At 32.8% G+C, this 16,731-nt stretch carries 1 protein-coding gene; it reads left to right on the top strand.

Annotation, left to right across the window (positions count from 1 at the left end; genetic code table 11):
* Positions 1-11 precede the first annotated feature (11 nt).
* Positions 12-16,731 (top strand): hybrid non-ribosomal peptide synthetase/type I polyketide synthase (locus N456_RS06035; protein WP_062054967.1); only part of this gene is annotated, 16,720 nt, incomplete at its 3' end.

Genomic DNA, 16,731 nt, shown 5'->3' with positions numbered 1-16,731 from the left:
CAAGTAAAGAGATGTCACTAATAAACCCATCAAATTCTGAAGGTATGCCTTCTAAAGAAACATTAATAGAGGTATTTAAAAGTCATTTGAACCAATCTCCAGATAAGGTTTTATATAGGTTTTTACCCAATGGAGAAGAAGAAAGCGATTCGAGAACCTATAAGGAATTATACGAAAACTCTAAGAGGATTGCATCACATATCTTAGAAGTTGCAAATCCTGGAGATCGTATTCTATTGTTATATCCCTCTGGATTAGAGTTTGTAGATGCTTTTTTAGGGTGTTTATTAGCAGGTGTAATTGCTGTACCTGCTTTCCCTCCACAGGGGAAACGCAGGATAGGTAGATTAGAAAAAATAGTATCAGATTGTAAAGCAACTCTCATTTTAACAACGAGTAATGTTTATACTAAGAGTTTTAAATGGTTTGATAATGAAGTTTTTTCTGATATAAAATGGATTCAAACAGATATGGTAGGGAACTTTGTAGATACGGAGTTCCCTACTATTTTTCCCAATACAGTTGCTTTTCTTCAATATACTTCTGGGTCAACAGGAGATCCAAAGGGAGTTATAGTGAATCACTCTAATATTATTCATAATAATACACTAATTCAGAATGCTTTTCATCTCACTAAAAAATCGGTAGGAGTTAGTTGGTTACCCATTTATCATGATATGGGGCTAATAGGAAATATTCTTCAAGCTTTTTTTGTCGGATATGAAATGATTGTAATACCCCCCAATGCTTTTATTCAAAAACCTGTTCGATGGTTAGATACTATATCTAAGTATAAAGCAACTTATAGTGGGGGACCTAATTTTGCATACGATTTATGTGTTAGTCATATAAAAGGAGATAGTTTACAAAATTTAGATTTAAGCAGTTGGAGAGTAGCCTATAATGGATCAGAGCCTATTCGTTCAGAAACGATGAGTAATTTTGCTACTTACTTCAAAAATGCAGGAATTAAAGAAACAGCTCTGTTTCCCTGTTATGGAATGGCAGAGACCACTTTAGTAGTAAGTGCATGTAAATATAATAATATCCTATCTACAATAAAATTAGATAAAAACGATTTCTATTCTGGTAAAATCAAAATATCTAATGAAGAAAAAGATGAGTTAGATCAAATAAAATTTGTCGGTAATGGTCCAGTTTTAGGAGACTTGAAAGTAAAAATAGTAAACCCAGAGACAAAACAAGTATGTAAAAAACATGAGATAGGAGAGATATGGGTTAAAGGTTCTAGTGTCGCAATGGGATATTGGAATCGAGATGAATTATCATCAGAGATTTTTGATGCATATCCTGTATATGCTAATGGAAAAGTAGCTAAAAAAAATGGCCCTTATTTACGTACTGGTGATATGGGTTTTTTAAATGCTAATGAATTATACATTTCTGGGAGGTTAAAAGAAATGATGATTATCAATGGAGCTAATTATTTTCCGCAAGATATAGAACAAACAGTTCAATATTCTAACTCAGATTTGCAAAATAATGCAGGAGTTGCATTTGCTACTGAAATCGAAGGAAAGCAACAATTGATTATTGTACAAGAGGTTAGAAGAACAAGTATACGGAATTATGATTTTGAACACATAGTTCGATCTATTAGTGAGTCAATATGGTTAGAGCATGAGTTATCAGTATATAGTATAGTATTAGTAAACCCAGGTAAAGTAGGTAAGACATCTAGTGGAAAAATACAACGATTAAAAACTAAAACCTCTTATGAACAGAAAACCTTGGATGGAGTTTTAGATATCTGGTCTGTAGGAACTAAGATTAAGAAAGATCAGAAAAAATCAGTTACAAAACTAAAGGAATCATATAACCTAAAGGTGTCGAATAACGAAATCACAAAATGGTTACAACAAGCGATAAGTCAGGAGTTAAATACAGGGATAGAAAATATTGGAATTGATACATCATTTGCAGAACTAGGAATGAGTTCTTTTCAAGGAATTCGACTATCAGGTTTACTATCCGACTATTTAGAGAAAGAAATATCCCCCACATTGATATATAGCTATCCTACTATCTCTAAATTAGTAACGTACATATCAGATCAAGAAAATACTATTGATCAAGTAAAACAAAATGATCAGGATACTGAACCCATAGCGATTATTAGTATGGCTTGTAAGTTTCCTGGAGCAAATAGTGTAGAAGAATTTTGGGAAAATTTAAAATCAGGAAAAGACGGTATTACAGAAGTTCCTCAGAGCAGATGGGATATAGACGAATATTATAAAACGGAAGTAGACGGGTATAGTATGAATACTCGTTGGGGAGGTTTTATAGATAATGTAGATATGTTTGATGCTTCCTTTTTTGGGATATCCCCTAGAGAAGCAAAATTAATGGATCCTCAGCAACGTATTTTATTAGAGTTGAGTCATGAGTTAATTGAACGTTCGGGTTATGTTTCTTCTGATATAAAAGGAACAAAAACAGGTGTTTATATTGGAGTAGAGCAAGTTGATTATAGTGGTTATATGAAGAATAACCAAGCAGATCTCTATTCGGGAACAGGCTCAGCTTTAAGTATCCTTGCTAATAGATTATCATACTACTATGATTTTAGAGGTCCTAGTATGTCTATAGATACTGCTTGTTCAGCCTCTTTAACAAGTATACATACAGCTGTTAAAGATATCCGTAGTGGAGAATGTACAATGGCAATTGCAGGTGGAGTAAATTTAATATTATCACCTCAGGTAACAGTAGCATTATCTCAGGCAAGTATGATGTCAATAGATGGTCGATGTAAAACCTTTGATGATTCAGCTAATGGTTATGTACGCAGTGAAGGATGTGGATTAGTGTTACTGAAACCGCTTTCTAAAGCTATAGAAGATGGAGATACAATAGAAGGTGTGATAAGAGGTTCGGCAATAAACCAAGATGGTAGAAGTAATGGATTAACAGCGCCTAATGGTTTGTCTCAACAGGATCTTATCCAATCTGCGTTAAGATCAGCACGTCTTGTTTCAAAAGATATAGATTATGTGGAAGCTCATGGAACAGGTACAGCTTTAGGTGATCCCATAGAGATTAATGCATTAAATGCTGTATATGGAAAAGATAGAGACCCCAAAAAACCTTTGATCATAGGGTCTGTAAAATCTAATATAGGTCATTTAGAAGCAGCAGCAGGGATAGCAGGATTAATTAAGGCCCTATTATGTATAAAACATAATCAAATCCCTAAACAGTTGCATTATAAAACTCCTAATACTCATATTAATTGGGCAAACCTTAATGTTTCAATTCCTAACGAATTATTAACTTGGAATAAAAAAGAAAATACATTAAGAAAAGTAGGAGTCAGTTCTTTTGGTTTTGGAGGATCAAATGCTCATATTATAGTAGAGGAAACACCAGCAACCTCTATAAAGGAAAATGAAAATACAATCTCATCGAGAGTATTAGAATTAATAACAATATCAGGAAAAAATGAAAAAGCATTACATGCTCAGGTAGATAATTTACGCAGATACATAAAAACAACTTCAGAATTATCTTTAGAAGACCTATCCTATAGTTTATCGATTACCAGAAATCATTTTCCACATCGTTTAGGAATTGTTAGTGATAGTATACCATCTCTTCTAGAGCAATTGAATGATTATAGTATTACTACAATAAATATTTCGGAACAACCAAAAACAGCATTTTTATACACAGGGCAAGGGGCTCAATACATTCATATGGGAAAATTACTGTATGATAGTGAACCTGTATTTAAAAAAGCACTTGATACCTGTGCATCTATTTTAGAAGCTTATCTAGATACTAATTTGCTAGCAATTTTATTTGTAGAAGAGAATGCAAATGTATTAAATCAAACTCAGTATACACAACCAGCTTTATTTTCAATAGAATATGCATTGTCTGAATTGTGGAAAAGTTGGGGAGTTACCCCAGATGTAGTAGTAGGGCATAGTATAGGAGAGCTTACAGCTGCCTGTATTGCAGGCATATTTAGTCTAGAAGATGGGCTGAAACTAGTGTCAGCTAGAGGTAAGTTAATGCAAGGAGTATCAGAAAAAGGAAGTATGATTTCTGTGCGATCTAATGAAAAAGATATTTTAGAATTTTTAAAAGGTTATGAAGAAAAAGTAACTATAGCTGCTATCAATAGTCCTACTCAAATAGTTCTATCAGGAGCGACAAAATCAATTGATAAAATATGCTCTCAGTTAGTATCTAAAAATGTAAAATATAAGAAACTAGAGGTTTCTCATGCGTTTCACTCTCCTCTTATGGATACTATTTTAGCAGACTTTAGAGCGGTAGCAAAAAGTATTACATACCATTCGCCACAATGTGATATTATAAGTAATATATCTGGAGATTTAGCAAAAGATGAAATGACAACCCCCGACTATTGGGTGAAGCATATTAGTGCTCCTGTATCTTTTTTACAAGGAATGAAGACTCTAGAATCTATCAAAACTAAAGTGTACTTAGAAATAGGACCACACCCAGTATTGATTACTCAAGGAAGTCAGTGTGTAGAAGACAGTACTAATGCTATTTGGTTACCTTCTATAAGAAAAGATAAAAATAATACTCAGGTTATACTAGAAAGCTTAGGAGCGTGGTATACCAACGGAGGAGATATCAATTGGTCTACTTTTTATGCAAATAGAGAGAGAGCTAAAATTGCTATTCCAACCTATGCTTTTCAACGACAAAGCTATTGGATTGAAAGGAAAAATGACATTCTCACTACTGTTAATACAGTTAAAAATACTCAAGAAACAGCTATGGTGAATACTTCGCATGTTTTTGATACTGTTTATAATCGTTTGGCAACGCTAATTGCTACTTCTCTTCAAATGGATGTTGAGGAATTATCACTTAAGACTCCTTTATTAAATCTGGGAGCTGATTCTCTTGTATTAATGGAGATCACCAAAAAAATAGAAAAAGAATATAAAATAGCAATACCAATTCGAAGATTATTTGAAGATGTAACTAATCTAGAATTGATGGTAGCGTATATTTTAAAAGAAACGAAAGATCATAATCAAAAAATTCTAACTGATTCCTCTACTACTATAGAGACACATACCGAAAAAAATATAACCAACCAGAGTACTAATGATGTGATAAAAACAGAAGGTGTTGATAAGACATTAGCACTCATTTTAAATCAGTTTTCGGAGCAAAATCGTATACTTTCGGATTATCTTAATCAATCAGGTAAATCATTACCCAAAATAGCTCAAACTAATGAAGCAAATCTAGAATCTAAAACCTCAAAAGAGATCAATATAAGCTCTGTAAGGAAAAGTACTAGTCAAAATGATTCTAAGAAAGAAGGTACACTGACAAGTAATTTAGCTGATACCAGTTTTTTCTTTCAAAAGCTTCCTGAAAATCAAGAAAAGCAGCTTCCAGAATTAATAAAAAACTTTACGGATAAAACAAAGAACTCAAAATCATATACAGCAAAATATAGAGAAGTATTAGCTGACTTTTTTATGACTAGAGCTTTTAAAATGTCTACTAAAGAAATGGAGTATTTAGTTGTATGTGATCATGCATCTGGCTCAGGCTTTACTGATATTGATGGTAATAAATATATAGATATTACTATGGGGTATGGGTCATGCATATTTGGGCATCAACCAGATTTCATAATCAATGCAATGCAAGAGCAACTTCATAAAGGAATTACGGTTGGTCCTTTAGCTAAATTATCCGGAGAAGTTGCAACACTTGTTTCTGAGCTAACAGGAATGGAACGGGTTGCTTTTGCAAATACAGGAACAGAAGCGATTTCTTTTGCAATGCGTTTAGCACGTGCTGCGACTGGAAAAAATAAAATAGTATTGTTTTCGGGATCTTATCACGGACATATAGAGACTGTTTTGGGGATGCAAGGAGATAATGGAGTTAAACCGATGGTTCCAGGGGTGACAGAGAATATGGTCAAGGATTTGATTGTAATGAATTATACAGATCCTGATGTTTTAGAACAGGTTAGAGCATATGCAGATGATTTGGCAGGTATTATGGTAGAGCCAGTACGAAGTCGTTTCCCTGATTCTCAACCAGTAGCATTATTAAAGCAGTTAAAAGAGCTTACCTTAGAATTGGATATTCCTTTACTATTTGATGAGATGATTACAGGTTTTAGAATCATGCCTGGAGGAGCTCAGGAGTATTTTGGAATTAAAGCAGACATTGCTACCTATGGAAAAATAGCAGGAGGAGGTATGCCAATAGGTATTGTAGCTGGATCTAGAAGATATATTGATATTGTAGATGGAGGAGATTGGAAATATGGGGATGATTCTTATCCAAAAATTCCTAAAACATTAGTAGCAGGAACATTTACAAGACATCCTTTAACGATGGCTTCTGCAAAAGCAGTACTTACACGTATTAAAGAGATAGGAAGTAAAGAATATAATGCACTAAACGAAAGAACAGATAGTTTAATGAAACGCTTGAACACATTTTTCAAGCAAGAATCTCTTCCACTAGAGGTTGTTAATTTTGGTTCGTTATTTCGTTTTAAGTTTAAAGAAAACTTTGATTTATTACTTTTTCATCTTATTCAGAAAGGAATCTATGCATGGGCTCCAAATAATCTTTATATAACATTTGCACATACAGATGATGACATTGATGCTATATATAAAGCTATTTGCGAGAGTGCTTATGCTGTTCATAAACTAGATACCATAGAGGATGTTACATCATCGACCACTACAGAAGTAGTTGTAGGTATTTCTAAATCAGAAGCTACACTAGCTCAGCAACAATTATTCTTGTTAGATCAAATCGATACAGAGAAATCGTTGGCATACATTCTTTCATTAAGTATAAAAATGAAAGGAGATATAAATGTTAAGGTTTTAGACGAAGCTTTAGATCATTTACTGAAACAACATAATATATTACAAAGTAGGTTTTCTGATGATGGTAAATATTTGATCTATGATAGATCAATTTCTATATCCATACAAAAAATTGATTTCTCGACTGAGACTACACAACAGCATAAGGAAGATAAGTATGGCGAATTCATACAACAGGATTTAGAGACTCCATTCTCTTTTACTAAAGGACCATTAGTTAGAGTACACCTTATAAAATTTGCAGAAGAAGAACACGTGTTACATGTATCGATGCATCATAGTATTGCTGATGGGTGGTCATGTTCTTTATTTTTAAGATCACTTACAGAAAACTATAATCAGATTCTTGATGGTCAGCATATTGATACACAAGTAAAAGTGCAATTTTCAGACTATGTAACTTGGTTAAATCAACAAAAAGAAAGTAGTATCTGGAAAGAGTATGAGGAGTATTTTAGAACGCAGTTTATTGATAAACCATTACGTACAGAATTACCTTTTGATAAGGAGATATCAGAGGATAGTATGATAGGGAGTTCTACAGTAGTACGGATTTCAGAAGAAGAAACTAAGGGGTTAAAGCAATGGAGTGGCGAAAAGGGACTGACACTTTTTATGACTTTTTTATCTGCTTTTGAAATTTTGATGTTTAAGTTGTGTCAGCAAAAAGAGATGGTGATAGGAATTCCTGTTGGAGGACGTTCTATGTTAGATTCAGACAATTCTATAGGCTATTTTTCACATATTATGCCTTTGGCATCAAATTATGACGCAAACCAATCTATATCAGAATATCTAAAAATACTGAAAGGTAGACTATTTGATGCTTATGATTACCAAGAGTATCCTTATGCAGATTTAATGATATTACTCCAAAAAGAAAGAAAGATAACATCAGAAGAGTTTATCAATGTAGTATTTAATTTTGATGTCAATGTAGGGGCTATTGAAATGAACGGTATACAACAATTGGAACTAGAAGAAAATAATCCATTATATAACACTTTTGATATTAATTTTAGTGTTATTGAAGATACTACAGGGGAATTAATAATAAGTTTAAATCATCGCCAATCTGCATTGAGTAATGATGTGGCTAATGAATTCTTAAAATGTTTTAAACATGTATTAAACCAAATAATAGCTAAACCAACGTTATTATTGAATAATGTAGAGGTGATATCTGAGTCTCAAAAACAAGAATTAAGAACAATAAACTCTGTTGAGGTTGAGTATCCTAAGGATAAGACGATTATTGATCTATTTAGGGAGCAAGTTAAGAGTACTCCTAATGCTGTAGCAATTGTTTTTGAAGGAGAAGAATTGACATATAAAATGTTGGACCAACGTTCTAATCAGTTAGCACGTTATTTACAGGATAAAGGTGTACAAAAAGAAGATTTAGTAGGAATATGTCTAGAGCGTTCATTAGAGATGATTATTGGGATCTTAGGAATTCTAAAAGCTAGTGGAGCTTACGTTCCTATTGATCCAGTGTACCCTAAAGATCGTATAGAGTATATAGTAGAGGATTCTAAAGTGTCTTTAGTATTGAGTACTAAAAAAAGTAGATTTGTTTTAGAAGGAAATTCGAATCTGACTATCGTATCATTAGACAGCGATTGGAGTGCTATTGCTAAAAAATCTAAAACAAAACTTAAAAGAAGTGTTTTTCCAGAGGACTTAGCGTATGTTATTTATACATCAGGAAGTACAGGAAAACCAAAAGGAGTTTTATTAACACATCTTAATGTAGTTCGATTATTTAAGCACGAGGGTTGCCTATACGATTTTAATGAAAATGATGTATGGACAATGTTCCATTCATTTTGTTTTGATTTTTCAGTATGGGAGCTGTACGGAGCTTTATTTTATGGAGGTCGCTTAGTTATTGTACCTGAGTCTATTACTAAAGATGCACACTCATTTAAAGACCTATTGATAAAGGAAGGGATTACGGTATTAAATCAGACACCTAGTTCTTTTTATACACTACAAGAAGAATTCTTTTTAACTGAATCAGATACATCACTTCGTTATATCATATTTGGAGGAGAAGCATTGAATCCGTCTTATTTAAAGAAATGGAAAGATAACTATCCATCAAGTAAGTTAATAAACATGTATGGTATTACAGAAACTACTGTACATGTTACCTATAAAGAAATTACAGAAGCTGACACTCTTCATACAACAAGTACTATAGGTACTGCTATACCAACATTAAATTGTTACATACTAGGTGATGATCTACAACTATTACCTGTTGGAGTTGTTGGAGAATTATGTGTATCAGGGCTAGGTTTAGCCCGAGGGTATTTAAATCGAGAACAACTGACGCAAGAGAAATTTATATCAAATCCATTTGATAATGACCCAGAATCTCGTTTATACCTTTCAGGAGATTTAGGTAGATGGCTACCAGATGGTACTATAGAATTTGTAGGAAGAAAAGATGATCAGGTAAAGATTCGTGGATATCGAATAGAATTAGGAGAGATAGAAAGTGTTTTATCAACACATGTTGATATTCAGCATTGCTGTGTTTTAGCCAAAAAAGATACTCAAGGTGTTAATCGATTAATAGGGTATGTTGTACTAGATGGAATTATAGAGAAGGAAAATTTACAAGAACATCTACGATTAAAATTGCCAGATTATATGATACCTGCAATATGGGTTGAGTTAGATCATATGCCTTTGACCAGTAATGGAAAAATTAATAAAAGATCATTACCAGACCCAAATATGTCTTCTCTTTCTAGTCAGAAATATATTGCTCCTAGAAACGATATAGAAGAAAAATTAGCTATTATTTGGCAAGAAGTATTAGATATAAGCCAAGTAGGTATTCATGATAATTTCTTTGAGTTGGGTGGTCATTCTTTACTAGCTACTCGTTTAGTTTCTTTAATTCGTAGAGATTTAGAGATAGAGATTACCATAAAAGATGTTTTTACACATGTTACGATAGCTACTTTAGGACTTCATTTATCATCTCAGTTAGAAAAAATAATAGTACCAACTATAGTTGCTCAAGAAAAACAAGAAACTATTCCATTATCGTTTAGTCAAGAGCGTTTATGGTTTCTAGATCAGTTACAGGGTAGTAGTTTAGAGTATCATATTTCAGGTGGTTTACGTTTAGAAGGTGATTTAGATAGTGTTATTTTAGAAGAATCATTGAGAACTATAGTTGATCGTCATGAGATATTGCGTACTGTAATTTATTCAGAAAATGGAGTTGGATATCAGAAGGTTATTTCTTCGGATAATTGGAAATTAACCAAATCTAAAGTAGAAAATCATTCGAATATAGAGGAAACGATTTCTTCATTTATGGATATTCCTTTTGATTTATCTACGGACTACATGTTTCGAGCATGTTTATACGATTTGGGCACCAATGAATATATACTTGCTGTGGTTTTTCATCATATTTCTAGTGATGGTTGGTCTAATAGTATTTTGATGTCAGAATTAGTAGAACTATATAGTGCTAATTTAGAAAACCGTTTAGTTACTCTACCAGAATTATATTTACAGTACTCAGATTATGCCTTATGGCAACGAGAATATATTAATGGAGCTGTTTTAGAAGATCAATTATCGTATTGGGATACTAAATTAAGAGATGTTACTTCACTATCCTTACCTACAGATTATGCGCGCCCTTCTGTTCAGAGTACTGAAGGAGCTACGATATATTTTAAGTTAGAAAAAGAATTAACAGATAAATTGGTTGCTCTTGCTCAATCAGAAGACGCTACCTTATTTATGGTTTTATTGGCTGGATTTAAGATTTTATTATCTCGATATAGTAGTCAAGAAGATATTTGTGTAGGAACTTCTATCGCCAATAGAACCCAATCTGAGGTAGAAGGGATGATTGGTTTTTTTGTAAATACATTAGCATTACGTACTGATCTAAGTAACACTAGTTTTCAAGAGATTTTAGATCGTGTTAAAGAAACTACACTGGAGAGTTATGATTATCAGTTAGCTCCATTTGAGAAAGTTGTAGATCGTGTCGTTGATAATCGTGATATGAGTATGACCCCACTATTTCAAGTGATGTTTACCTTACAAAATACTCCAGAAAAGAATGATGCGATATTATCAGGATTACAAGTATCTCCTTATCAATATACCAGTAATACTTCACAGTTTGATTTAAACTTAACAGCAGAAGAAACTACTTCAGGGATTGTTTTGGATATGGAGTATTGTACAGATTTATTTAATGAATCTACTATCCTACGTATGTTGAATCACTATAAGAAGTTATTAGAAGATATTGTTAAAGATACTTCTAAGAATATTGCTTCATTGTCAATGTTGACATCAGAAGATGAGCATAAATTGATATATGATTTTAATGATACCGTAGTTGATTATCCATTGGATAAAAATGTTATAGATTTATTTAAAAAACAAGCTCATAGTACTCCAGATGCTATTGCTGTACTATATGGGGATCAGCAATTAACATATAGACAACTCGATGAAAAATCAAATCAATTAGCTCATTACTTATGTGAGAAAGGAGTTAAGGAAGATGCTTTGGTAGGAATTTGCTTAGATCGTTCAATATCCATGCTAGTTGGTGTTTTGGGTATTTTAAAATCAGGAGGCGCTTATGTTCCTATTAAACCTGATTATCCAGAAGCTCGTATTTCTCATATTTTATCAGATACAGGTTTAGATATTATACTTACAGATGTTTTAAGTACGTCTGTTTTATCATCTTTTATCTCTCTTCATCAAGTTGTTTTAGATGAAGACAATTCAATATATGATTCGTATCCAACAGTGTCATTGGATAATGTTATCTCTAGCGATTCATTAAGTTATGTAATTTATACTTCAGGTAGTACTGGTGTTCCTAAGGGAGCTATGATTGAGCATAGAGGCTTATTGAATCACCTTTTGATTATGGTTGATGAGTTAGAGATGGACTCTAGTAGTGTTGTAGCATTTACAGCACCATTTACTTTTGATATTTCAGTATGGCAATTATTGAGTGCCTTATTATGTGGAGGACGTATTGCAATGTATAGTGAGCATCAGATTATGGACGCCACGGTTTTACAGAGTTGTTTATATGATGATAATGTTACCATTTTACAATTGGTTCCCTCATACGTCTCAGAGCTACTTACAGTAGAATCGAATAAAGATTTATCACAGCTACATCATTTTCTAGTTACTGGAGAAGCCACCCAACACTCATTATTATCACGATGGTTTTCGAGATATCCAAATATTCCAGTAGTAAATGCTTATGGTCCTGCAGAGGCGGCTGATGATGTGAGTCTTCATATTATGAAAGATATACCAAAGGGATCAGTTATTCCTATAGGAAAACCAGTATCTAATATGCAGATCTATGTTGTAGACGCTTTTGGTAATTTATGCCCAGAAGGTGCAGTTGGAGAGTTGTGGGTTAGTGGAGTAGGAGTAGGTCGAGGATATATAAACGATCCAGAGAAGACAGCTCATAGTTTTATAGAAAATCCATTTACTGATACTTTATATAAAGTATATAAGACAGGAGATTTAGGGCGTTGGTTATCTGACGGAACTTTAGAATTTATAGGAAGAGCAGATGATCAGGTAAAGATTCATGGATATCGTATAGAATTAGGAGAAATAGAAAATGTTTTATCATCTCACTCTATAATTGATAGCTGTTGTGTTTTAGCAATACCAGATAACTCTGAAACAAATCGTTTAGTTGGTTATGTTGTCACTAAAGAGGACGTAGATAAGAAAAACCTTCAAGATCATTTAAGTTCTAGACTTCCAGAATATATGGTTCCAGGAATATGGGTAGAATTAGATAGTATGCCATTAACTAGTAACGGTAAGATTGATAAAAAATCATTACCAGATCCAGATAATAATTCTCTGTCTAATGATGGTTATGTAGGCGCTAGAAATGATATTGAAGAAAAATTAATTTCTATTTGGGAAGAGTTATTAGATTTAGATCAAGTAGGGGTCTATGATAACTTTTTTGAACTAGGGGGACATTCTTTATTAGCGACTCGCTTGATTTCTATGATCCGTAAAGAGTTAGATGTAGAGATTGAGATAGGAGATATTTTTGTGTATAGTACAGTTTCGGATTTAGGAAATTACTTGTCAACACAATCAGAAAATGCTTTATTACCTGTTATAACCGTTCAGAACCGATTAGAAAAAATTCCATTATCATTTAGTCAGGAACGTTTATGGTTTTTGGATCAGTTACAAGGCAGTTTAGAATATCATATGCTTATTGTATTGCGATTAAGTGGTGATTTAAACATTCCTGTTTTAGAAACTTCTTTTAAAACTATAGTTGATCGCCATGAAGTGTTGCGAACAGTACTACACTCAGAAGATGGTATTGGTTATCAAAAAGTAATTTCGCCAGAAAACTGGAAATTACATACGATTAGTTTAGAATCTGTGGATACTATAGAGGAAGAACTTTCTTCTTTCTTGAGCGCTCCTTTTGATTTATCAAGCGATTATATGTTTCGTGCTTGTTTATATGATTTAGGTGATGAGAATTATATGTTAGCAGGGGCTCTTCATCATATTGCTAGTGATGGTTGGTCAGAAAGAATATTAGTTTCAGAGTTTATGGAACTATATAACGCTTTACAAGAAAATCGAGAAATAATTCTTCCAGAATTGCCATTACAATATGCTGATTATGCCATTTGGCAGCGAGAGTATGTAGAAGGAATTGTTTTAGAAGATCAGTTATCATATTGGGAGAATAAATTAAAAGGAGTACCCCCCTTATCATTACCTACGGATTATGTACGTCCTTCTATTCAGAGTATAGAAGGGGCTAGTACTAAATTTCAATTAGAAAAAGAATTAAGTAATGCTCTTATTCAATTAAGTAAAGAAGAAGGAGTAACTCTATTTATGGTATTGCTATCTGCTTTTAAAATTCTATTATCTCGTTATAGTAACCAAGATGATATTTGTGTAGGTATTCCCATTGCTAATAGAACACAATCAGATATAGAGAGTATAATTGGTTTCTTTGTAAACACACTTGCATTGCGTAGTGATTTAGGAGGTAATCCGAATTTTAGAGAAGTTTTACATCGCGTAAAAGAAACAACCTTAGGAGGTCATAATCACCAATTAGTTCCATTCGAGAAAGTTGTTGATCGAGTTGTAGATACTAGAGATATGAGTATGACACCTCTATTTCAGATAATGTTTGATTTACAAGATACCTCAGAAGATAATGAAATAATGCTAAACAAATTAGTATTATCTGATTATGATTATAAGGTAAAAACATCTCAATTTGACCTTAGTTTAATTGCAAAAGAAACGGAGACAGGTATTTCTTTAGAAATGGAGTATTGTACTGCTTTATTTGAAGAAGATACAATCAATCGTATGCTATTACACTATAAAGAGTTGTTAAATAGTATTATAAAAAATAACACTCAACCAATGAGTGATCTATCGATGTTAACGATAGAGGAAGAAACTAAAGTGGTATACACTTTTAATGATACATCTGTTTCTTACCCTACAGATAAAACGGTATTAGATTTTTTTGAAGAACAGGCTAAAAAAACTCCGGATGCGATAGCAGTAGTTTTCGAAAAAGAAAAGTTAAGTTATAGAAAACTGGATGAGAAAGCTAATCAGTTGGCACACTATTTACAGCAACAAGGTGTAATACCAAACAGTTTAGTAGGGATCTGTCTAGAGCGTAGTCTAGAAACACTAATAGGAGTTCTAGGAGTCTTAAAATCAGGAGGAGCATATGTGCCAATAGATTCTAATTATCCTGAAGATAGAATAGAATATATGCTATCTGATACTAGATTAGATGTGATTTTAACACAATCCTCATTAAAAAGGTTTTTTGATCATAGAAAAGAGATTCAACTAATTTATTTGGATAAAAAACAATATATATCAAATCCGATATCCAAACCATTAGTTGAAATCACACCTGCTAATTTAGCCTATATCATTTATACTTCTGGATCTACAGGAAGACCTAAAGGAGTAATGGTTTCTCATTATAACCTTTTAAATGTAGCCTTATTTTGGAGAGCTAATTATAAGTTAGATAGTAGTACAAGGTTGTTACAAATGGCAAGCTTTTCTTTTGATGTTTTTTCTGGAGATTTTTGTAGAGCTCTACTGTTTGGAGGGCAATTAATCTTAAATTCTGTTTATGACTATGATTTACACAAACTTTATAAATTAATTAAGCAACATCAAATTAATATTCTAGAGTTTACTCCAGGAGTTATAATTCCTTTAATGAATTATATCTATCAAGAGAATTTAGAAATACCATCATTGAAACTACTTATTTTAGGGTCTGATACACTTCCTATAAGTGACTCTTTAAACTTAAGAGATAGGTTTGGTGATAAGATTAGAATACTGAATAGTTATGGAGCTACAGAAGCAACTATTGATACCTCTTATTTTGAATTCTCTGACTTTTCTAAAACACCTAATATAAGTAATGTACCTATTGGTAAACCTATTTCAAATACTCAAGTTTATATACTAGATAATTATAAAAACGTATTACCAATCGGTATTATTGGTGAATTATGCATAGGCGGATCAGGAGTTGCCATAGGTTATCTAAACAAGGAAGAGCTAACTAGCCAGAAATTTATACCTAACCCTTTTAAGGAAGGGGAAAGAATTTATAAAACAGGCGATTTAGCACGTTGGTTGCCAAATGGTAATTTAGAACTTATCGGAAGAAAAGATAATCAAGTTAAAATCCGAGGGTATCGTATTGAATTAGGGGAGATTGAAAATACTTTATTAGAAGCAGAAGAAGTAGTTCAATGTTGTGTTTTGGCAAAAGAAGATGCTAATGGTAATAAGCATCTTGTAGGATATACTGTATTAGACGGAGATTTAAATAAAGGGGCTATACAAAAACATTTAAAGCTAAGTTTGCCAGAGTATATGGTTCCTAAGCTTTGGGTCACTTTAGAAGCTATGCCATTAACCAGTAATGGTAAGATTGATAAGAAAGCTTTACCAGATCCAAATATGTTAGAGTTATCCACTCAGGAATATATAGCCCCAAGAAATGAGACTGAACTACAATTGTCGATTATTTGGCAAGAACTACTAGGATTAGATCAGGTGGGTGTGTATGATGATTTCTTTGAATTGGGCGGTCATTCGTTATTAGCGACTCGTTTGGTTTCTATGATTCGTAAAGAATTGAATGTAGAAATTGAGATAAGAGATGTTTTTTCTTATAATACGATTTCAGAATTAGGGCTTCATTTATTTACATCAGAAAGTGCCTTATTACCAGCTATTGTTGCTCAAGATCGTCCAGATAGGATTCCATTATCCTTTAGTCAGGAGCGTTTATGGTTTTTAGATCAGTTACAGGGCAGTTTAGAATATCATATGCTTATTGTTTTACGATTAGAAGGAGATTTAAATGTTACTGCTTTAGAAACCTCTTTTCAAACTATAGTTGATCGTCATGAAGTATTACGTACAGTTATTTATTCAGATGATGGTATTGGGTATCAAAAGGTGATTCCATCTGAAGAGTGGCAATTATCAAAAGCTAAGTTAGAATCCGAAGAAAATCTAGAAAGAGAGCTTTCTTCCTTTTTGAATATTCCTTTTGATTTATCGAAGGATTATATGTTTCGAGCATGTTTATATGATTTAGGAGATAATAACTATGTACTAGGTGGAGCTATTCACCATATTGCTAGTGATGGTTGGTCAGAGAGGGTATTGGTATCAGAATTTATGGAGCTATATAATGCTTTACAAGAGGATCGAGAGGCAAATCTACCTAAATTAT

Source organism: Aquimarina longa SW024 (assembly GCF_001401755.1).
Taxonomy (GTDB): Bacteria; Bacteroidota; Bacteroidia; order Flavobacteriales; family Flavobacteriaceae; genus Aquimarina; species Aquimarina longa.
Note: the sequence above shows the minus strand (reverse complement) of the source record. Positions and strands in the feature narration are given on the sequence as shown.